At 74.2% G+C, this 20,369-nt stretch carries 16 protein-coding genes; 9 read left to right on the top strand and 7 right to left on the bottom strand.

The window, feature by feature from the left end; genetic code table 11:
- Positions 1 to 83 precede the first annotated feature (83 nt).
- Positions 84 to 1,259, top strand: coding sequence for an adenylyltransferase/sulfurtransferase MoeZ (gene moeZ, locus WCD58_RS27100; protein WP_337706225.1), 1,176 nt, complete (start codon positions 84 to 86; stop codon positions 1,257 to 1,259).
- Positions 1,260 to 1,374: 115 nt separating this feature from the next.
- Here the strand turns inward: moeZ and WCD58_RS27095 are convergent, their stop codons facing one another.
- On the bottom strand, positions 1,375 to 2,811 hold the full coding sequence (locus tag WCD58_RS27095; protein WP_337706224.1) for a cation:dicarboxylate symporter family transporter: 1,437 nt from the start codon (positions 2,809 to 2,811) through the stop codon (positions 1,375 to 1,377).
- Between the two features lie 142 nt (positions 2,812 to 2,953).
- Here WCD58_RS27095 and WCD58_RS27090 point away from each other — a divergent pair, with 142 nt between their 5' ends.
- Positions 2,954 to 3,652 carry a response regulator transcription factor gene (locus WCD58_RS27090; protein WP_337706223.1) on the top strand — a complete coding sequence of 233 codons (699 nt, stop codon included), beginning with the start codon at positions 2,954 to 2,956 and terminating at the stop codon, positions 3,650 to 3,652.
- Here WCD58_RS27090 and WCD58_RS27085 read toward each other — a convergent pair.
- Complete coding sequence (locus WCD58_RS27085; protein WP_337706222.1) at positions 3,625 to 5,280, bottom strand: sensor histidine kinase; 1,656 nt, start codon at positions 5,278 to 5,280, stop codon at positions 3,625 to 3,627. The two genes, WCD58_RS27090 and WCD58_RS27085, sit on opposite strands and share 28 nt — an antisense overlap.
- Before the next feature lie 449 nt (positions 5,281 to 5,729).
- On the opposite strand from WCD58_RS27085, the gene WCD58_RS27080 reads away from it, so the two are divergent.
- Positions 5,730 to 9,689 (top strand): glycosyltransferase, encoded by a 3,960-nt coding sequence (locus tag WCD58_RS27080; protein WP_337706221.1) that lies wholly within the window; start codon positions 5,730 to 5,732, stop codon positions 9,687 to 9,689.
- A gap of 6 nt (positions 9,690 to 9,695) precedes the next feature.
- On the opposite strand, the gene WCD58_RS27075 is transcribed toward WCD58_RS27080, so the two are convergent.
- The 3 genes from WCD58_RS27075 to WCD58_RS27065 all read right to left on the bottom strand — a co-directional run bounded on the left by WCD58_RS27075 (position 9,696) and on the right by WCD58_RS27065 (position 11,878).
- The gene (locus tag WCD58_RS27075; RefSeq protein WP_337706220.1) at positions 9,696 to 10,049 is read right to left on the bottom strand and encodes an iron chaperone; all 354 of its coding nucleotides are present in this window, start codon (positions 10,047 to 10,049) and stop codon (positions 9,696 to 9,698) included.
- Between the two features lie 70 nt (positions 10,050 to 10,119).
- On the bottom strand, positions 10,120 to 10,962 hold the full coding sequence (locus tag WCD58_RS27070) for an SDR family oxidoreductase (RefSeq protein WP_337706219.1): 843 nt from the start codon (positions 10,960 to 10,962) through the stop codon (positions 10,120 to 10,122).
- Between the two features lie 4 nt (positions 10,963 to 10,966).
- The gene (locus WCD58_RS27065; protein ID WP_337706218.1) at positions 10,967 to 11,878 is read right to left on the bottom strand and encodes a 1,4-dihydroxy-2-naphthoyl-CoA synthase; all 912 of its coding nucleotides are present in this window, start codon (positions 11,876 to 11,878) and stop codon (positions 10,967 to 10,969) included.
- A gap of 253 nt (positions 11,879 to 12,131) precedes the next feature.
- Between WCD58_RS27065 and WCD58_RS27060 the strand changes: the two genes are divergently transcribed.
- Positions 12,132 to 13,661 carry an HNH endonuclease signature motif containing protein gene (locus WCD58_RS27060; protein ID WP_337706217.1) on the top strand — a complete coding sequence of 510 codons (1,530 nt, stop codon included), beginning with the start codon at positions 12,132 to 12,134 and terminating at the stop codon, positions 13,659 to 13,661.
- A 72-nt stretch (positions 13,662 to 13,733) separates the two neighbouring features.
- A complete protein-coding gene (locus tag WCD58_RS27055) occupies positions 13,734 to 14,063 on the top strand; it encodes a TfoX/Sxy family protein (RefSeq protein WP_337706216.1) in 330 nt (109 codons plus the stop codon).
- Here WCD58_RS27055 and WCD58_RS27050 read toward each other — a convergent pair.
- Both WCD58_RS27050 and menE read right to left on the bottom strand, forming a co-directional pair.
- Entirely contained in the window at positions 14,049 to 15,185 is a 1,137-nt protein-coding gene (locus WCD58_RS27050) for an FAD-dependent oxidoreductase (protein ID WP_337706215.1), read from the bottom strand. The two genes, WCD58_RS27055 and WCD58_RS27050, sit on opposite strands and share 15 nt — an antisense overlap.
- Positions 15,182 to 16,309: an o-succinylbenzoate--CoA ligase gene (gene menE / locus WCD58_RS27045; RefSeq protein ID WP_337706373.1), complete on the bottom strand. Its 1,128-nt coding sequence runs from the start codon at positions 16,307 to 16,309 to the stop codon at positions 15,182 to 15,184. The genes WCD58_RS27050 and menE overlap by 4 nt, the downstream gene beginning before the upstream one ends.
- A 37-nt stretch (positions 16,310 to 16,346) precedes the next feature.
- Here menE and WCD58_RS27040 point away from each other — a divergent pair, with 37 nt between their 5' ends.
- The 4 genes from WCD58_RS27040 to WCD58_RS27025 all read left to right on the top strand — a co-directional run bounded on the left by WCD58_RS27040 (position 16,347) and on the right by WCD58_RS27025 (position 20,367).
- Positions 16,347 to 17,324: an o-succinylbenzoate synthase gene (locus WCD58_RS27040; protein WP_373696298.1), complete on the top strand. Its 978-nt coding sequence runs from the start codon at positions 16,347 to 16,349 to the stop codon at positions 17,322 to 17,324.
- Positions 17,321 to 17,773: a cyanase gene (cynS, locus tag WCD58_RS27035; protein ID WP_337706213.1), complete on the top strand. Its 453-nt coding sequence runs from the start codon at positions 17,321 to 17,323 to the stop codon at positions 17,771 to 17,773. Before WCD58_RS27040 ends, cynS begins: the two co-directional genes overlap by 4 nt.
- A 76-nt stretch (positions 17,774 to 17,849) precedes the next feature.
- The gene (locus WCD58_RS27030; protein ID WP_337706212.1) at positions 17,850 to 18,770 is read left to right on the top strand and encodes a TIGR02569 family protein; all 921 of its coding nucleotides are present in this window, start codon (positions 17,850 to 17,852) and stop codon (positions 18,768 to 18,770) included.
- A gap of 214 nt (positions 18,771 to 18,984) precedes the next feature.
- A complete protein-coding gene (locus WCD58_RS27025; protein ID WP_337706211.1) occupies positions 18,985 to 20,367 on the top strand; it encodes a nitrate/nitrite transporter in 1,383 nt (460 codons plus the stop codon).
- Positions 20,368 to 20,369: the final 2 nt, after the last annotated feature.

Here is a 20,369-nt window from a genome sequence, read left to right as displayed (position 1 = left end):
CCCGGCGGGGAACATGGAGGGCTCTGCGGCGGTTGTGCGTCGTGAGACCGAGGAACGAAACCGATAGGGAGTTGAGTGCCGTCATGGCATCCCTGCCGCCCCTGGTGGAGCCGGCCGCGGAGCTGACCAAGGACGAGGTCGCCCGGTACAGCCGCCACCTGATCATCCCCGACGTCGGTGTCGACGGCCAGAAGCGTCTGAAGAACGCCAGGGTGCTCGTCGTCGGCGCCGGGGGCCTCGGCAGCCCGGCGCTGCTCTACCTGGCCGCCGCCGGCGTGGGCACCCTCGGGATCGTCGACTTCGACGTCGTCGACGAGTCCAACCTGCAGCGCCAGGTCATCCACGGCCAGTCGGACATCGGGAAGTCGAAGGCGCAGTCGGCCAAGGAGTCGGTCGCCGAGATCAACCCGTTCGTGACGGTCAACCTGCACGAGACGCCGCTGGACTCGTCGAACGCGCTGGACATCTTCCGCGACTACGACCTGATCCTCGACGGCACCGACAACTTCGCCACGCGCTACCTCGTCAACGACGCGGCCGTGCTGCTGGGCAAGCCGTACGTCTGGGGCTCGATCTTCCGGTTCGAGGGCCAGGTCTCCGTGTTCTGGGAGGACGCCCCGAACGGGCAGGGACTCAACTACCGGCACCTCTACCCCGAGCCCCCGCCGCCGGGCATGGTCCCGTCGTGCGCCGAGGGCGGCGTGCTGGGCGTCCTGTGCGCGTCGATCGGGTCGATCATGGTCACCGAGGCCATCAAGCTGATCTGCGGCATCGGCGACACGCTGCTGGGCCGGCTCAAGGTCTACGACGCCCTCGACATGGAGTACCGCGAGGTGAAGATCCGTCGCGACCCGAACGCCACGGAGATCACCGAGCTCATCGACTACGAGGCCTTCTGCGGCACCGTCTCCGACGAGGCGCAGTCCGCCGCGGCCGGGCACACCATCACCGCGGTCGAGCTCAAGGAGAAGATCGACGCGGGCGACAAGTTCGAGCTGATCGACGTCCGCGAGCCGCACGAGTGGGAGATCGTCAAGATCCCCGGGGCGAAGCTCATCCCGAAGGACAAGATCCTCTCGGGCGAGGCGTTCGCCGAGATCCCGCAGGACCGCCAGGCGATCCTGTACTGCAAGTCGGGCGTGCGCTCCGCCGAGGCGCTGTCCGCGCTGCACAACGCCGGGTTCTCCAACGCCGTCCACGTCGGCGGCGGCGTCACCGGGTGGGCGCAGCAGGTCGACACCTCGCTGCCGACCTACTGACGCTTCACCCCAGAACGAACGAACGGCGCTTTCGCTGCTACGCAAGCAGCGAAAGCGCCGTTCGTTTCTCGGGGGCGGTGGCGATCGCAGGAGCGGGCGCCGCCGACCGGACGAGCTAGTGCGCGCCGGCGGCGGCCGGGGTGCGGTCGGCCGAGGTGGTGTCGTCCTCCTCGTCGTCCCCGCGGTGGGTCTCCTGCTCGATCGCGTCGCGGACCAGCGACGGGTCGTTCAGGGCGGCCTGGAAGCGCTCGTCGTCGCGCTCGCCGCACCAGCCCGCGATCACCATGGTGGCGACGGAGTTGCCGATGACGTTGGTGAGCGCGCGGCCCTCGCTCATGATGCGGTCGATGCCGGCAATGATCGCGATGCCGATCGCGATCGACTCGGTGGTGTAGAACTCCCCGCCGAACGCCTGCAGGGAGGCGGCCAGCGTGACGAGCCCGGCGCCGGAGACGCCCGCGGCGCCCTTCGACGTGAGCAGCATCAGCGCGACGAGGCCGAGCTGCACGCCCCAGGGCAGGTCCTGCCCGCCGGCCTGGGCGATGAACAGCGCCGCCATGGTCAGGTAGATGCAGGTGCCGTCGAGGTTGAACGAGTACCCCGTGGGCAGCACCATGCTCACCGTCGAGCGGGACGCGCCCGCCGACTCGAGCTTGGCCAGCAGCCGCGGCAGGACGGTCTCCGACGAGGACGTGCCCACGATGATGAGGATCTCGTCCTTGATCATCCGGATCAGCTTGAAGACGTTGAACCCGGAGATCGCGCAGACGGCGCCGAGCACGACGACCACGAAGATCACGCACGTGCCCCAGAACGTCAGCATGAGCGCGAGCAGGTTGCCGAGGCTCTCGCCGCCGAGGGCGCCGACCGTGTACGCGATGCCGCCGAACGCCGCGAGCGGCGCCAGGAACATGATCAGGCGGATCATGCCGAAGATGACCTTGGCGAACAGGTCGATGCCGCCGACGACGCGCTTGCGCAGCGCCGGGGCCAGCATCGACGTCGCCGCGGCGACGAGGATCGCCAGCACCAGCACGCGCAGGATCTCGTTCTCGACGAACGGGCCCACGAAGCTGTCGGGCAGCAGGGTGTTCTCGATGAACTCGAGCGCGCCGCCGCCCTCGGAACCGCTGGCGACGTCGGCCTGGGCCTCGGCGAGCGTCTCGGGGTCGGGCGGGATGGGCGGGAAGCCGGCGCCGGGCTGGACGATGTTGACCACGATCAGGCCGAGGCCGAGCGCGACCAGGGTCATCAGCAGGAAGTACGCCAGCGCGCGGACCGCGATGCCGCCCGCGGTGGCGAGGCTCCCGATCGACGCGATCCCGACGATGACGGTGCAGAAGATGACCGGCGCCGTGATCATCTTGATGAGCTGGATGAAGATGTCGGGCAGGAACTTCAGGTCCGAGGCGAAGCTCGGCGCGGCCAGGCCGACGACGACGCCGGCGGCGATCCCGATCACCACCCAGAACCACAGCTGGGTCCAGACCGGGGCCCGTCTCGGCGGGGTGGCACCACCCGGCGGGGGAGCGGTCGCTTCCTGGGTCGACATCGATGTCTCCTTCCGGCCCGCGGTTCCCCGCCGTGGGGTGGCGTGGGTCTCACCTGGGCGGTGAGGTTAAGCGCGCATCACCCTCCGTGCGACATCGATGGCACGGAGTTGGGGATGAGTTGAGGAAAGGACCGGGGTCGGTGTGAGGGTCGTGCTGGTCGAGGACAGCGAGGCGGTCCGCGACGCCCTGGCCGCGGCGCTGCGCGCGGCCGGCTACCGCGTCACGCCCGTCGGCACCGGGGCCGCCGCCCTCGCGGCGGTCACGGGTCCCGACGCCGCCGCCGACCCGCCCGACATCGTCCTGCTCGACCTCGGCCTGCCCGATCTCGACGGCGTCGAGGTGTGCCGGCGCCTGCGCGCCCGCTCGACCGTGCCGATCATCGCCGTCACCGCGCGCGGCCACCAGCAGGCCCGGGTGCTGGGCCTGCGCAGCGGCGCCGACGACTACGTCGTCAAGCCGTTCGCGATCGACGAGCTGACCGCTCGCATCGAGGCGGTCCTGCGCCGCAGCGCCGGGCACGTCGTGGCGCCCGTCGTGGAGGCCGGGCCGCTGCGCATCGACCTCTCCCGCCGGGTCGTCGAGGTGTCGGGGCGCGAGGTCAGCCTGCGGCGCAAGGAGTTCGACCTGCTCGCGGCCCTCGCCCGCCGCGACGGCGCGGTCGTCTCGCGCGCCGACCTGCTCGACGACGTCTGGGGCCTCGCCCCCGACGACCCCGGGCTCGAGGCAGGACTGCACTCGCTCGAGGTCCACGTCGCCGCGCTGCGCAGCAAGCTCGACGCCCCGGGCGTGGTGGTCACCGTGCGCGGGGTCGGCTACCGGCTGGCGGCCGGCGAGGGCTGAGCGGCCGTCACCAGGGGCAGGGTGACCGTGACGACGGTCCCGCCGGATCCGCCCGGGTGCACCTCGATCGTGCCGCCGCGCCGGTCGACGACCCGCCGCACGAGCGCCAGCCCGAGCCCCCGCTCGCCCGAGCCGCGCGACTTCGTCGACCACCCCGGCCGGAACGCCGCGTCCGGGTCGGCGAGCCCCGGGCCGTCGTCGGCGACCCGGATCACCTCGGACCCCGCGGCCGCGTGCAGGTCGAGCTCCACCAGGCCGCCCGTGCCCGCGTGCGCGCTCTCCAGGGCGGCGTCGAGGGCGTTGTCGACGAGGTTGCCGACGACGGTGACGCGGTCGGTCGACGCCTGCCCGTCGCCGGCCTCCGCCGCCGTCAGCGCGGTCTCCTCGCCGACGCGCAGCTCGAGGCCGCGGTCGCGGGCGTCGGCGGCCTTGTCGAGCACCAGGGCCGCGAGCGCCGGGTCGGCGAGCCGGTCGCGGAGCTCGCCGTCGCCCGTGGCGAGCAGGTCGCGGCTCCAGCGCTGGGCGAGCTCGCGGGCGTCGTCCTGGGCGCCGAGCTCGATGAGCGTGGACACCGCCTGCAGGTGGTTCGCGTGCTCGTGCGCGGCGAAGCGCAGGGCGCGGGTCACGGAGCGCGCGTCGTCGAGCTCGCGGGTCATGGCCTCGAGCTCGGTGCGGTCGCGCAGGGTCAGGACGACGTCCGGCGCGGGGCCGGCGAGCTCCGTGCGGTTCAGCAGCAGCAGGCGCTCGCCGACCAGGATCGTCTCGTCGGTGATGGGGGAGGGGTCGGCGAGGCGTTCGCGCAGGGCGGGGTCGACGCCGAGCTCGTCGAGGGTCGGCCCGGCGGCGTGCGAGGCCTCGAGGGCGGCGGGGAGCCCCAGCAGGCGCGCGGCCTCGGCGTTGAGCACGACCACCCGTCCCGAGTCGGCGCCGAGGACGAGCAGGCCCTCGCGCATCGCCGCCATGACGGCCTGGTGGTGGCGGTGCAGCGCGGTGATCTCGCGGGGCTCGAGGCCCAGGGTGTCGCGCTTGACCCGTCGCGCGGCGACCACCGCGAGCCCCACCCCCAGCGCGATCGCCACCGCCGCGGCGAGCGCGAGGATGCCGAGCTCGCGGGCGATCCGGTCGGCCACCTGCACCCGAAGCTGGCCGACGGCGACCATGCCGACGACCGCCCCGTCGCCTCCCCGCACCGGCACGATCGCCCGCACCGAGAGCCCGAGGGTCCCCGGGAACGTCTCGACGAGCGTCTCGCCGGCGGCCGCGGGCAGGAAAGTGCCCTGGTAGGTCTCGCCGATCCGCGCGGGCTCCGGGTGGCTCAGCCGCGTGCCGGCCGGGTCCATGACCGTCACGAACGAGACGCCCGTGCCGGCCCGTGTGTCCTCGGCCGCCGCCTGCACCCGCGCGACGTCGCGGGCGGCCACCGCGTCGGCGAGGCCCGGCGAGGACGCGAGCGCCACGGCCACCGCGACCATCTTGTCGGCGGCGTCGTGCTCGATGGTCTCCCGCGTGTTCCAGGCGCTCACGCCGCCCGCGATCACCGCGGCGAGCACGACCGTCGCGATCTCCAGCGCGAGCAGCCGGCGCACCAGGGACGAGCCCCCACGGATCCCACGGAAGGCAGAGCGCACCCGCCGACCGTCGCCTCCCCGCCCCCGCGGCGCAAGCAGGAACGAGCTCGCGTCCCGTCCTCGTCGCAGAGCGCGACGATCACGCTGCGCCACCGCCGGGGCCGGTGCGAGGGTCTGGGGCAGACCGCCGGAGGGTGCCGTCCCCGGCGTGTCGCGGCGGGCTCGGCGGGGCGTGCGGGGTGCCGGTCACGGGCGTCCCCCGCGGCGTCGCTGTGGCCGTCGCCTCCCTGCTCGCGGGCGGTGCGGGCGATCGGGTGGCGAGGCGCCCGGGACGAATCGGACGCCGGGGGACGGCACGGCACGGACCCGGCGTGGAACGGGCCTGCCGGAGCGCGTCGTGGCACCCACGCCGCGTGACCGGACGACCCCCGGAGATATCGTCGAGCACACGACGAGGTGACGGCCAGGACACGGTCTCGCCGCCGTGGGCGGGGAGGGGGCAACGCTCGGTGACGACGACGGGGACGCAGACGAGTCGACCACCACGACGCTGGGGCATCTGGACGATGACCGGCGTCCTCGCGGTCATGGTGCTCACCGTGCTCACGGTGTCGGGCCTCGTGAACGCGAGCATCGGCAACGACGCGCACGCCCGCGCCCCCGAGGGCCACGACGCGGTGCCGTCGAGCGTCAGCACCGGCGGCCCGATCATCGACGCCCGCACCGACCCGGTGCGCTCGGCGCGCCTGCCCGAGCGCACGGTCGCGCTGACGTTCGACGACGGCCCCGACCCCACGTGGACGCCCGAGATCCTCGCGGTGCTCGCGCGCCACCGCGTGCCCGGGACGTTCTTCGTCGTCGGCTCGATGGTCGCCCGCCACCCCGACCTCGCGCAGCGGGTCGTCACGTCGGGCTCCGAGATCGGCGTCCACACGTTCACCCACCCCGACCTCGCGGGCGTCTCGGAGTGGCGCCGCGACCGGGAGATCGCCGACACCGAGCTGGCGATCGCTGGCGCCACGGGCATCTCGACCCACCTCGTGCGCCCGCCGTTCTCGTCCACCTCCGACGCGCTCGACGACCCGGGCTACGGCACCGTCGTCGCCGCCGGGCGTCAGGGCTACGTCACGGTGCTCACCGACGTCGACGGCGAGGACTGGCAGCGCCCGGGCGTCGACGCGATCGTGCGCAACGCGACGCCGCAGAACGGCGCCGGCGCCACGGTCCTGCTCCACGACGCCGGTGGCGACCGCGCGCAGACCGTCGCCGCCCTCGACAAGCTCATCCCGCAGCTCCAGGCCCAGGGCTACCGCTTCACGACGGTCTCCGCCGCCGCCGGCCTCGGACCGCACGGACAGCCCGCACCCCCGCGCGACCGCTTCGTCGGCCAGGCGCTGCTCGCGACCGTCGGCGTCGCCCAGGGTCTCGTGACGCTCATGCAGGTCGCGCTCATCGGCGTCGGCGGGCTGGTGATCCTGCGGCTGGTCGTCATGGTCGTCGTGGCCCGGCGCCACGCCCGGCGCCGCAAGGACCCCGCGTTCACCTGGGGCGATCCGGTGACCGACCCGGTGTCCGTGATCGTCCCGGCGTACAACGAGGCGGAGAACATCGAGGCGACCGTCCGGTCGATCCTCGCGAACGACCACCCGCTCGAGGTCGTGGTGGTCGACGACGGCTCCACCGACGGCACCGCCGACCTGCTCGAGGACCTCGCCCTGCCCCGCGTGCGCGTCATCCGGCAGGTCAACGCCGGCAAGTCCGCGGCGCTCAACCGCGGCGTCGCGGCCGCGAAGAACGACCTCATCGTCATGATCGACGGCGACACGATCTTCCAGCCGGACACCGTCGCGCAGCTGGTCGCGCCGTTCGCCGACCCGGACGTCGGCGCCGTCGCCGGCAACGTCAAGATCGCCAACCGCGACCGGCTGATCCCGCGGATGCAGCACCTCGAGTACGTGGTCGGCTTCAACGTCGACCGGCGCGTGCAGGACGCGTGGGGCTCGATCTCGACGATCCCGGGCGCCGCCGGCGCGTTCCGCCGCGAGGCGGTGCAGGAGGTCGGCGGGCTGTCCTCGGACACCCTCGCCGAGGACACCGACCTCACCATCGCGCTCGGCCGCGCGGGCTGGCGCGTCGTCTACAACGAGCGCGCGCTCGCGTGGACCGAGGCGCCGGTGAGCGCTGGGCAGCTGTGGCGCCAGCGGTTCCGCTGGAGCTACGGGACGATGCAGGCGCTGTGGAAGCACCGCCGCGCGCTGCGCGAGCGCGGCGCCTCCGGGCGGATGGGCCGGCTCGGCCTGGCCCACATCGGGATCTTCCATGTCGGCCTGCCGCTGGCCGCGCCCCTGGTCGACCTGCTGTTCGTCTACGGCCTGCTCTTCGGCGACCCCGCGGTGGCGCTGATGCTGTGGGGCTCGATGCTGCTGCTCCAGCTGATCGCGGGCGTGCTCGCGTTCCGGATGGACGGGGAACCGCTCGGCCCGCTGTGGGCGCTGCCGGTGCAGCAGCTGATGTACCGCCAGCTGATGTACGTCGTGCTCGTCCAGGCGGTGATCAGCGCGCTGACCGGCGCCGGCGTGCGCTGGCAGAAGCTGCAGCGCACCGGCGCGGTGGCCGAGCACCTCGCGACGCCGCAGGTCGCCGACGGCCGGTCCCGCCCGGCCGCCGACCGGCTGCCCGCACCCGCCGTGACGCGCGGGCCGGCGCCGGACGACGCGCCGGTGTCCGCCGAGGTCCCGGTCGCGAAGCCGAAGGGCGGCGGGCGCGAGCGCTGGCTCGACCTGCTGCGCGCGATCGCCCTGCTGCGCGTCGTGACCTACCACGCGTTCGGCGGCGGCTGGATGAGCATGGTCTTCCCGTCGATGGGCGTGATGTTCGCGCTCGGCGGGTCGCTCATGGTCCAGTCGCTGCGCCGCGGCGAGGCCCTCGACGTCATCGGGCACCGCCTGCGCCGCCTGCTGCCCCCGCTGTGGTTCTTCGGGCTGCTCGCCGTGCCGGTGATGCTGTGGCACGGGTGGGCCGCGCAGGACGCCGACGGCACCGTCGAGTCGCCGCTGGTGTGGTCGAACCTCCTGTACTGGCTCTTCCCGCTGGTCGACCCGCCGGGCAGCGACTGGGGCGCCGACGCCGTCGTCGGCCTCTGGTACATCCGCGCCTACCTGTGGTTCGTGCTGCTCACCCCGCTGATGCTGTGGGCGTTCCGCCGCCGGCCGGTGGTGGCGCTGGCCGTGCCGCTGGTGGTCGTCGGGCTGGACGCGATCCTCGGGTCGCCGCTGGGCGAGTGGGGCGCGATCGGCCCCGTGCTCGTGGACGGCGCGACGTTCGCGGCGTGCTGGATGCTGGGCTTCGCCCACCGCGACGGCACGCTGCGCCGCATCCCGGTGCTCGCGGCGTGGGGCGCGGCGGCGGTGCTCGTCGCGGGCGGCCTGTACTGGGCGTTCACCCACCCCGCCGGGGACGACGGCGTCGACCTCAACGACATCCCGTTCGCCCAGGCGCTCGTGTCGTTCGGCGCCGTGCTGCTCGTGCTGCGCCTGAACCCGCAGGTCGCCTGGCTCGAGCGCGTCCCGCTGCTCGGGCGCCTGGTGACGGTCGTCAACGCGCGGGCGATCACGATCTACCTCTGGCACAACGTGGCGATCGCGTTCGCGCCCTCGATCGGCGACCTGTTCGGCTGGGACTCCGAGGGCCAGCACTTCCTCATCGCCGTCTGGCTGGTGATCGTGGCGGTGCTCGCGTTCGGCTGGGTCGAGGACCTGGCCGCGGGGCGCTCGCTGTCGCTGCTGCCCGACGGCCGCGGGAAGGCGCGCCCCGCCCGTCGGGTCGCCGAGGGGCCGAAGCCGCCGGTGATCCCCACCGACGTCGAGAACGGGGAGACCTCGGCGCTGTCGCAGGGCTCGCTGCGGGCGCGCTTCGCGCGGTTCACGGGAGCGGCGCCGGTACCCGGGCCGCACGCCGACCGCGTCGCGGCGGTGCTCCCGCCGCGGCCGGCGGGACGCCCCCCGGTGCCGACGTCACCGCCGACCGGGGTGCCCATGAACCCCGGCACCGGCCGCTACACGCGCGTCCCCGCGGAGGCCGCGCCGGGCGGTCATCCCGGTCCTGGTGCCGGTCCTGGTGCCGGTCCCGGCTCTGCTCCCGGTCCTGGTGCCGGTCCCGGGCCGGCGACGGGGAGGTGGGCCGGGGGACGGGTGCCGTCGCCCGGTGCCGCGCCGGGGCCTGCGTCGGTGACTCCCTCGAGGCCCGCGTCGGTGCCGGCGCCCGTGCCTGCTCCGCCGCCCCCGCTGCCGTCGCCGACACCCACGCCGCCCCGGCCCGCCCGTCCGGCCCGTCCCGGCGGGCCCGCCCAGCCCGCCACGCCGCCGCGGGGCCAGGGTCGTCCGGAGCCGACGCGGGCTCCCGACGAGCCGGTCCTGTCGTTCGCCGAGGGCGCGCCGCGGCCCCGCGGTCGTCACCACCGGAGCGACTGACGCGGGTCAGGGGGCGTCGCGTCGGGGCGCCGCGGTCTCGGTGAGCATCGCGCGCACCAGGTCGTGGTCGATCTGCTCCACGCGCCGGTAGCGGACGCACGACTGCCCGACGTCGAGGTGCGCGAGCTCGTCGCGGTGCCGGTCGAGCACGTCGGGGCGCTGGACGTAGAGCGAGAGGTACTGCTTCTGGCTCGCGAAGGCCAGCTCCGGCTCCCCGTCGCGCACGTAGGTCGGCATGCCGTGCCGGATCTCCTCGGTGAAGCCGGGCAGGAGCTCCAGGCAGTCTCGGCGCAGGGTGCGCAGCGCGTCCTGCCGGCCGGGCGCGGCGGCGGCGATGTAGGCGTCGACGTCCTGGTGCATGGCTGACGGTCCTACAGGATCGTGACGAACCGGACCAGCGGCAGCGGGGTGAACGCGTGCCCCGTGGGGCTCACCCCGCGGCTCGGGCCAGGAGGTCGTCGAGGGACAGCGCTCGGTGTCCCGTGAGCGTCGGGACGGCGTCGGTGACCCCGTCGAGCTCGCCCGCGGCGATCGCGGTGTAGGTGCTGACCCAGGCGTCGAGCTGCCAGTCCGGCGCCTGCCCGGCGCGGGAGGCGTAGGCCTCGTCGACGGTCTGGTTCCGGAACGTCACCGGACGCCCGGTGTGCCGGGCGATGACGCCCGCGGCCTCGTCCAGGGTGATCGCCTCGGGACCGGTGAGGCTGTAGGTCGCGCCGTCGTGGTCGTCGGGGTGCTCGAGGACCGCGGCGGCGGCCTCGGCGATGTCGTCCTGGGCGACGGCGGCGACGCGCCCGTCGCCGGCCGGGCCGCGGATGACGCCGTCGTCCTCGACGAGCTCGGGCAGGAAGTCGAGGTAGAAGTTGTCGCGCAGGATCACCGGGGTCAGCCCGCTCGCACGCAGGTGCTCCTCGGTGGCCCAGTGGTCGCGCGCGAGCGTGAACGTCGCGTGCGGGGAGGCTCCGAAGAAGGAGATGTAGACGAGCCGGCGCACGCCCGCGGCCGCGGCGGCGTCGATGAACGTGCGGTGCTGGTCGACCCGGTCCGGGGTCTCGGAGCCGGAGACCATGAGGACGGTGTCGACGCCGTCGAGCGCGGTCCTGACCTGCTCGGGGTCGTGGTAGGCGCACGGCACGGCGTCGGCGTTCGGCAGCTGCGGGGCGCGCTCCGGGCTCCGGACGGCGAGACGCTGGGCCACACCGCGCCCGGTGAGGATGCGGGCGACCCGGCCGCCGAGGCGGCCGGTCGCTCCGGTGACGGCGATCGACGGGGCCACGGGGTCAGTAGTACCAGGGGAACGGGCTCCAGTCGGGGGCGCGCTTCTGGAGGAAGGCATCCTTGCCCTCCACGGCCTCGTCGGTCATGTACGCCAGCCGGGTCGTCTCGCCGGCGAAGAGCTGCTGGCCGACCAGGCCGTCGTCGGGGAGGTTGAAGGCGTACTTCAGCATCCGCTGCGCCTGCGGCGACTTCCCGAGGATTTCGCGGGCCCACTGGATCGCCGTCGTCTCGAGCTCGACGTGCGGGACGGCCTCGTTCACCGCGCCCATGTGGTGCATCTGCTCGGCGGTGTAGGTCCGGCCGAGGAAGAAGATCTCGCGGGCGAACTTCTGCCCGACCGCGCGGGCGAGGTAGGCCGATCCGAAGGCGGCGTCGAAGCTGCCGACGTCGGCGTCGGTCTGCTTGAAGCGGGCGTGCTCGGCGCTGGCGAGGGTCAGGTCGGCCACCGCGTGCAGCGAGTGCCCGCCCCCCGCGGCCCACCCGTTGACGACGGCGATGACGACCTTGGGCATGAACCGGATCAGGCGTTGGCACTCGAGGATGTGCAGGCGCCCGGCGCGGCCCTTCTCGTCCGCCGACACCTCGGTCTCCGACTCCGCGTACTGGTAGCCCGTGCGCCCGCGGATGCGCTGGTCGCCGCCGGAGCAGAAGGCGTGCCCGCCGTCCCTGGACGAGGGGCCGTTGCCGGTCAGCAGCACGGCGCCGACATCGGCGCTGGTGCGGGCGTGCTCGAGGGCGGCGGCGAGCTCGTCGACGGTGTGGGGGCGGAAGGCGTTGCGGACCTCGGGGCGGTCGAACGCGATCCGCACGCAGCCCAGCTCGACGTGGCGGTGGTAGGTGATGTCGGTGAAGTCCTGACCGGGCACCTCACGCCACTGGGCCGGATCGAACAGCGGAGCGTCGGTGTCGACCATGGCCGCGAGCCTAGGAGGTGCCCGACGCGGCGGCCGCGCTGTGGGTTCTGACCGAAGGGCACCGTCGGTCGGATGGATCGGCGAGGGGCACCCTTCGCCGGAACGGTGCGAACGCCGGACGCGACGGGCACGTTCCGCATGATCATCTGACGGTTGAGCTGCGGAAAGGTGCCTCTCGCGAGTAGTCGCAACGCCCTCGATGCCACTGACGCGGGTGTCGCCTATGTCGCCGATGTGCGGTAGGATCGAACACATGAGCGAGTCGTTGGGTGGTGCGGAGCGGGAGGTGTTCGACCGTGCCCGCGCCCACGTGATCGCTCAGCGGCGCGGCTACTACCAGCGGTTGCAGGACATCGCCGCGCTCGACGAGCTCGGCGCGGTCAGTTCCACGGGGTATCGCAGTCTGCCGAACCTGGTCGCCGATCTCGACAACGTGGATCATCCCGAGGCGAAGCGGCTGGTGGACGAGGCCGGCGACCTGTGCGCGCGGACCTCGATGTCGGGCGAGGTGCTGCCCGCCCGGCTGCCGGCCACCGCGGACGCGCTGGCCGAGGGGTTGGTGGACCCGGCGCACGTGCGGATCGTCCGGGACACGGTGCGGCATCTGGCCGGGTTGATGACCCCGCCACCGCCCGACGAGCTCGCCGGGGTCGAGCAGACGCTGGCGGACAAGGCGCAGCTGCTGCCGCCGAAGATGCTGCGCCGGCTCGCGAAAGCGTTCGTGGACTTCTACGACCCCGACGGGGCAGCACCTTCTGACGGGGAGGACGCCGGCGACGAGATGCACATGCTGCGCCGCCGGGACGGGTCGCTGGTGTTCAAGGGCCGGTTCGGGGATCCGCTCGAGGCGGAGAAGATGGTCGAGGTGGTCGGGGTGCTCTCGGCCCGCGCGGGCAGCGAGGACCAACGATCCCTGGCCCGACGCCAGGCCGACGCGCTCAAAGACCTCATCGACGACGCCCGCGGCCCCCACGGCATCGCCACCACCGCACGCGGGGAGAACGACACCACCGACCCCGCGCGCACCGACACCGACACCGACGAACCGGCCGCCCACGAACCGGGCGCCGAGCCCGCCGAGGAGCCGGCCGCTGACGCCGAGCCCGACCCGGACGACGAGCACGTCGGCGGCGGCGAGCCGGGCCTCGCCGCGGACGACGAGCCGGACGACGCCTCGGATGACGCTTCGGACGACGCCGAGGGCCAGGCGCCGCTGGCGTTGATCCCCGAACCACGCCGCCCCGAGCCCGACGCGCCCTCACCGGCAGGCCGGGGCTGGACCGAACGACCCGGGCGGGTCCTGCTCACCGTCACCATCGACCACCGCTGGCTCTGCGAAGCCCTCCAACAGAACGGCGGCTACGGCACCCTCGACTCCGGACACCACGTCGACGCCGCCACCATCCGCCGCTGGGCCTGCGACGCCGAGATCATCCCCATGATCCTCGGTAGCAAGTCCGAACCCCTCGACGTCGGAAGACGGCAACGCACCGCCCCCGACGCCATCCGCCGCGCCCTCAACCACCGCGACGGGGGCTGCGCCTTCCCCGGCTGCGACCGCCGACCCCGCCGCTGCCAGGCCCACCACGTGCGCCACTGGTACCCCGACGGCGACACGGCCCTGGACAACATGTGCCTGCTCTGCCGGTATCACCACCAGCTCGTCCACCACGGCCACTGGACCATCGAGATGATCAACGGCCAACCCTGGTTCACCCCACCCTGGTACATCGACACCGAACGACAACCCCGGCTCGGAGGACGAGCCCGCATCGACACCTGACCCGCACCCCACCCCGGGGCGCGGCGGACGACGCTCGTCCACCCACGGCGGGATCTCGGTCATACTCCGCGCGTGACCTACGACGAGGAGCTGGCGGAGCGGCTGCGCGACGTCCTCACCGGGCGCGACGGGATCACCGAGAAGCGGATGTTCGGCGGGCTCGCGTTCCTGCTGCACGGCAACATGGCCGTCTGTGCCGGCAGCGGCGGCGCGCTCATGGTCCGCATCGACCCGGCGCGCGCCGACACCCTCCTCGCGCAGGACGGCGTCGAGCGCATGGTGATGCGCGGGCGCCCGATGAAGGGCTGGCTGCTCGTCGACCGGGCCGTGCTGGACGACGCGAGCCTGCCGGAGTGGGTCGAGGAGGGCGTGTCGTTCGTGGAGTCGCTACCGGTCGAGTAGCCGGCCCGCCGCGGCCCGTCCGGCCGCGGGCGCGTCGTAGCCGTAGACCCACGACAGGTCCCCGACGGGGCTGCTGTCGCCTCCGGAGAAGCGTTCGCCGTTGCGGCGGGACTGCTCCTGGATCCGGTCGGTGCGCGGCTTGCGCGCGGCCTCGTAGGCGGCGAGACGCTCGGCGAGGCCCGCGGCAGCGCCGGACCCGCCGAGCAGCGCCGCGAGCACCGCGGCGTCCTCGATCGCCTGGTTGGCGCCCTGCCCCATGTGCGGCAGCATCGGGTGCGCGGCGTCTCCGAGCAGGACGACACCGGCTCGCGTCCAGGGAGCGGACGGGTCCCGATCGGCCAAGTCGTAGCGGTAGACGTCGGTCGCCCGCGCCAGGATCGCGGCGGCGTCGTGGTCCCAGCCCGCGTACGCGTCGCGCACCATCCCGGGGTCGACGCGGAACGACCATTCGTCCGCGTTCCCGGCGGGCCGGGGCACGAAGGCCGCGAAGTTCAGCGTCCCGTGGCGGTCGACGGGGTAGCAGAGCAGGTGGCGGTCGGCGCCCAGCCAGGCGTTCTGGCCGGTGGCCAGGTGCTCGGGCAGGCCGTCGCCGTCGACGAAGCCGCGCAGCGCCGACATCCCCGACGGTCGCAGCGCCGGCGGGGTCGCGACCACCGCGGCGGTCCGCGAGCGGAGACCGTCGGCGACGACCACGACGTCGGCCACCGCGGAGGACCCGTCGGCGAAGCGGACAATGGGCCGGCCGGCATCGGGATCCACTCCGACGCACTCCCGGCCGTGGTGCACCACGCCCGGCCCGAGGCCGTCGAGGACGACGCGGATCAGGTCGGCGCGGCGCATCCCGAGCAGCCGGCCGGTGTCGTAGAGCGCGAACTCGGTGCCGTCCGCGCCGAGCATGCGCATCGTGGAGATCGGCGCGCCCGTCGCGTCGAGGGCCGGCCCGAGCCCGAGACCGGCCAGGACCCGGTACCCGTTGCCGGCGAGCCCGAGCCCGGACCCCACCGGCGGCACGGTCTCCCGCCGCTCGTACACCGCGACGTCGACGCCCTGGCGCCGCAGCGCGAGGGCGGCGGTGGCGCCCCCGATCCCGCCGCCCACGACGGCCACGCGCAGCCCCGTCACGACGGGGCCGCCCCGTCGGCGAGCAGGGCGCGCACCGCGGCGCGGTCGGGCTTGCCGATCCCGCGCAGCGGCAGGGCGTCGACCACGGTCACCACGCGCGGCGCCGCCCGGCCGAGACCGGGCGCGACGGCCGCGCGCAGCGCATCCGCGTCGACGCCGTCGCCGACCACCGCCGCGACGACCCGCGCGCCCCACTCGGGGTCGGGCACCCCCACCACGCACGCCTCGCGCACCCCGGCCTGCGACAGCAGGGCGCGCTCCACCGTCGCCGGCGCCACCTTCTCCCCGCCGGTGACGATCACGTCGTCGGCGCGGCCGAGCACCTCGAGGCGTCCGTCGGCGCGCCAGGCACCCAGATCGTTGGTGCGGAAGGCGCCGCCGACGAAGGCCGCCGTGTCGACCGCCGACACGGCCCCCCGGTAGCCGGCCGCGACCGTCGCCCCACCCAGCACGATGCGTCCGTCGGGCTCCAGGGTCACCGTGACCCCGTCGAGCGGGCGGCCGTCGTAGACGCAGCCGCCGCAGGTCTCGCTCATGCCGTAGGTCGTCACCACCGGCACTCCCTCGGCCGCGGCGCGGGTCAGCAGGTCCGCGTCCGCCGCCGCCCCGCCGAGCAGGACGGCCCGGAGCCCGCGCAGGGCGTCGAGCGCCGCGCCACCCGCATCGAGGAGCCGCCGCAGCTGGGTGGGGACGAGCGAGGTGTACGTGACGCCCGGGGCGAGGGCCGCGAACGCCTCCGGGCGGAAGCCGGGGCGCAGGTCCATCGCCACCGCGGGCTGCCCGGCGCGCGCCGAGCGCAGGAGCACCTGCAGGCCGGCGATGTGGTGCGCCGGCAGCGCGAGCAGCCAGCGCCCCGGCGGTCCGAGGCGCGCGTAGGTCGCATCCGCCGACGCGAGCAACGCCGCGGCCGGCAGCAGGACGGCCTTCGGCGCGCCGGTCGACCCGGTCGTCGTGACCACCGCTGCGACGTCGTCGTCGACCGGGTCCAGCAGCTCGGCGGGGGGCGCGGGGTCGCCGGGCCCGGTGGAGAGCACGGCGGGTCCGCGGCCCTCGAGCGCCGCCAGGGCCGCGGCGCCGAGCGCGGACGCCGACGCGGGGCTCCCGTCGGTCGGGACCGTCTGCACTGCGCGCACCCGATCTAGGCTAGGCGCGATGGCAGGGATGGCCGAGACGCCGGGGACGACCGAGGTGACGGACGTGGCCGTGGCCGCGCTGCCGCTGCGCACCCGCTTCCGGGGCATCACCGTGCGCGAGCTCGCGCTGGTGGAGGGCCCGGCCGGGTGGGGCGAGTTCTGTCCGTTCCCCGAGTACGACGACGCCGAGGCGCTCGCCTGGTGGCGCTGCGCCCGCGAGGCCGCGCACGACGGCTGGCCGGCGCCGGTGCGCGACCGCGTCGAGGTCAACGTCACCGTCCCGGCCGTCGGCCCGGAGCACGCGCACCGGATCGTCACCGACTCGCGTGCCCGCACCGCCAAGGTCAAGGTCGCCGAGAAGGGCCGCGACCCGGCCGAGGACCTCGCCCGCGTCGAGGCCGTCCGCGACGCGCTGGGTCCCGACGGGCGCGTGCGCGTGGACGCGAACGGCGGCTGGGACGTCGACGGGGCGGTTGCGGCGATCGGCGCGCTGGCCCGGGCCGCCGGCGGGCTGGAGTACGTCGAGCAGCCGTGCGCGTCGGTCGACGAGCTCGCCGCGGTCCGCCGACGGGTGGACGTGCCCGTGGCCGCCGACGAGTCGATCCGCCGCGCCGAGGATCCCCTGCGCGTCGTGCGCGCCGAGGCCGCCGACGTCGCGGTGCTCAAGGTGGCGCCGCTGGGCGGGGTGCGGGCGTCGCTGCGCATCGCCGAGGCGATCGGGCTGCCGTGCGTGGTGTCGTCGGCGGTCGAGAGCTCGGTCGGCCTGGCCGCGGGCCTCGCGCTCGCCGGGGCGCTGCCGGAGCTGCCGTTCGCGTGCGGGCTCGGGACGGCGGACCTGCTCGCCGCCGACGTCGTCGACGCCCCCCTGCACCCGGACCGGGGCGTCCTCGACGTCCCGCGACACCCGCCGGCCCCCGACCCCGCGTTGCTCGCGCGTTACGCCGCGGATCCGTCCACCCGCGACTGGTGGACCGCCCGCCTGGCCCGGGTACAGGGACTCGCATGAGCGACAAGGACGACCGTCTCGAGGCCGGCCGCGAGATCGTGCGCGCGAAGGAGGCGCACGGTGTCAGCTGGGCGGAGCTCGCGAAGGCCCTCGACCGGTCCCTGGTGTGGACGACGTCGGCGCTGCTCGGCCAGCAGCCCCTCGACGCGGAGCAGGCGGGGAAGGTCGCCGAGCTGCTCGACCTCGACGAGGAGACCGTGGAGGCGCTGACCTTCCCGCCGGTGCGCGGCGACGCCGCGCTCGACCCGACCGAGCCCGTGACCTACCGCCTGCAGGAGGCGCTGCAGGTGTACGGGTCGAGCCTCCACGAGCTCATCCGCGAGGAGTTCGGCGACGGCATCATGAGCGCCATCGACTTCACGCTGGACTTCGAGCGCGTCGAGGACCCGAAGGGCGACCGCGTGAAGCTGACGTTCAACGGCAAGTTCCTGCCCTACAAGGTCTGGTGACACGGTGGTGACAACACCCGGACACGCCGGTCGCGGGTGAACAGGTCGCTCCCTGCGCGCGAGTAGCGTGCGCAGCGTGACCGCCGCGCCCACGCAGAACTCGGCGCCCTCGTCCGGCTCGTCGGCCGGGAAGGACGAGGACGCCGGAGCGGGCGCGTCCGGACCCGACCCGCGCCTCGAGCACGGGCCGCCGGAGCACGTCCGCACCGCCTTCGGTGTGCGCGAGTCGGTGCCGCGCCCGCGCCCCGACCTCCCGGGGCCCGCCTGGCGCTGCGACGGGATCGTGCTGCGCCCGGTCGCCGACACCGTGCTCGCCGCGTGGTCGGCGGGCGCGATCGAGGACCTCGCCGCGATCGGCGTCGACGGCCTGCGCCTCGCGCGACCGGTGCGTGCCAGCGACGGCCGCCGGGTGGTGGCCGGGTGGGCCGCGAGCCACGACGTCGCCGGCCGTGTCGAACCGCGTCACGACGACGTCGTCGCCGCCTCGCTGCGGCTGCACCGGGCCACCGCGCGCCTGGAGCGTCCGCGCCTCGTCGACGACCGCGACGACCTGCTCGCCCGCGCCGACCGGGCCGCGTTCGGCGAGCGCACGATCGCGCTCGACGCCGAGACCGGCGGCACCCTGTTCACCGAGCTCGCGCGCCGGCGGCGCCCGCTGGAGCGCCCGTCGCAGCTCGTGCACGGCGACCTGTTCGGCACCGTGCTGTTCGACCCGTCCGACCCCGGCGCCGCGCCGGCCGTGCTCGACCTCGTGCCGTTCTGGCGGCCGACGGAGTGGGCGGCGGCGGTCGTGGTGATCGACGCGCTGGCCTGGGGCGGCGCCGACCCGGGGATCATCACGCGCTGGGCGCACCTCGCGGCGTGGCCGCAGATGCTGCTGCACGCGCTGCTCTTCCGCCTCGCCGTGCACGCGCAGCACCCGTCGTGCACCCGCGAGTCCCTGCAGGGCCTCGAGCACGCGGCGCGTCTCGTCGGCAGCCTCCTGCCGCCCGCCTGAGCACCCGCGCCCCGGCGTGACGCGTCCCGCACCCGGGGTTCGCGTCCCCGCAACACGTGGTCATCCCGGCGTAACACGCGCTTCCTAACGTCCGCCGCGAACGAGGGGTCGACGCCGAAGGCCCCTGTGCGGCGCGGCCGGAGCCCGTTCTCCGCCGTCGCTCCCCACCACCACCGGAGCCTCCCCGCGGGGCGCCGGGTGAGGAGGCGAGACCATGACCGCTGCGGCGGGAGTGCTGCACGGACGCTGGATCGACGACTGGCGTCCCGAGGACGAGTCGTTCTGGCAGAGCACCGGCAAGAAGATCGCGAACAAGAACCTGTGGTTCTCGGTGTTCTCCGAGCACATCGGGTTCTCGATCTGGACGCTGTGGTCGGTCCTCGTCCTGTTCATGCCGAACGCGGCGTTCGGGCTGGACGTGGCCGGCAAGTTCTTCCTCGTCGCCATGCCCACGCTCGTCGGGTCCGTGCTGCGCCTGCCGTACACGATGGCGGTCGCGGTGTTCGGCGGCCGGAACTGGACGATCATCTCGGCGGCGCTGCTGCTGGTGCCGACGATCCTCGCCGCGGTGATCGTCGAGCCGGGCGTCAGCTACACGACGCTGATGATCCTGGCCGCGATCGCGGGCGTCGGCGGCGGCAACTTCGCGTCGTCGATGACGAACATCAACGCGTTCTTCCCGGAGAAGGCGAAGGGCGCGGCGCTCGGGATCAACGCCGGCGGGGGCAACCTCGGCGTGGCGGTGATCCAGCTCCTCGGGCTGCTGATCCTGGCGACGGCGGGCCCCGGCGTCACCGGCATCCGCATCCTGCTCGGGATCTACATCCCGCTCATCGTCGTCGCGACGCTGCTGTCCGCGCTGTTCATGGACAACCTCTCCTCGGTGCGCAACGACACCGGCGCGCTGAAGGAGGCCACGCGCGACGCGCAGACATGGATCCTGTCGTTCCTCTACATCGGGACGTTCGGGTCGTTCATCGGCTACAGCTTCGCGTTCGGGCTCGTGCTGCAGAACCAGTTCGGGCGCGACCCGGTCGGTGCTGCCGCGCTGACCTGGATCGGGCCGCTGCTCGGGTCGCTGATCCGGCCGGTCGGCGGGTGGCTGTCCGACCGCCTCGGCGGCACCAGGGTGACGTTCTGGAACTTCGTCGCGATGGCCGTCGCCGCGCTGATCTGCATCTGGGCGTCGAGCATCGAGTCGCTGCCGGTGTTCGTCGCCGGCTTCGTGCTGCTGTTCATCACCTCGGGCATCGGCAACGGCTCGACCTACAAGATGATCCCGGCGGTCTTCCGGACCAAGGCGCTCGCGGCCTCGGAGAGCAAGGGCTGGCAGCAGGAGGAGGCCCTGCTCTGGGCGCGGCGCGTGTCCGGCGCGGTGATCGGCATCGCCGGCGCGATCGGCGCCTTCGGCGGCCTGCTGATCAACCTCGCGTTCCGTCAGTCGTTCCTGAACGTGCAGAGCGGCGTCCCGGCGTTCTGGGCGTTCCTCGCCTTCTACGCGGTCTGTTTCGTCGTCACCTACGTCGTCTACCTGCGGCGGGCGAAGGCGGCGACCGACCCGAAGACCGGCACGCGGCTGTCGTACGCGGAGGTCTGATC

The organism is Actinomycetospora flava, assembly GCF_037400335.1.
GTDB lineage: Bacteria > Actinomycetota > Actinomycetes > Mycobacteriales > Pseudonocardiaceae > Actinomycetospora > Actinomycetospora flava.
Note: the sequence above shows the minus strand (reverse complement) of the source record. Positions and strands in the feature narration are given on the sequence as shown.

Excerpts from the sequence above, each read along its gene's own strand:
- WCD58_RS27065 (WP_337706218.1), bottom strand. The coding sequence starts at position 11,878 with ATGGTCGACACCGACGCTCCGCTGTTCGATCCGGCCCAGTGGCGTGAG.
- moeZ (WP_337706225.1), top strand. The coding sequence starts at position 84 with ATGGCATCCCTGCCGCCCCTGGTGGAGCCGGCCGCGGAGCTGACCAAG.
- WCD58_RS27040 (WP_373696298.1), top strand. The coding sequence starts at position 16,347 with ATGGCCGAGACGCCGGGGACGACCGAGGTGACGGACGTGGCCGTGGCC.
- WCD58_RS27075 (WP_337706220.1), bottom strand. The coding sequence starts at position 10,049 with ATGCACCAGGACGTCGACGCCTACATCGCCGCCGCCGCGCCCGGCCGG.
- WCD58_RS27060 (WP_337706217.1), top strand. The coding sequence starts at position 12,132 with ATGAGCGAGTCGTTGGGTGGTGCGGAGCGGGAGGTGTTCGACCGTGCC.
- WCD58_RS27095 (WP_337706224.1), bottom strand. The coding sequence starts at position 2,811 with ATGTCGACCCAGGAAGCGACCGCTCCCCCGCCGGGTGGTGCCACCCCG.
- WCD58_RS27025 (WP_337706211.1), top strand. The coding sequence starts at position 18,985 with ATGACCGCTGCGGCGGGAGTGCTGCACGGACGCTGGATCGACGACTGG.
- cynS (WP_337706213.1), top strand. The coding sequence starts at position 17,321 with ATGAGCGACAAGGACGACCGTCTCGAGGCCGGCCGCGAGATCGTGCGC.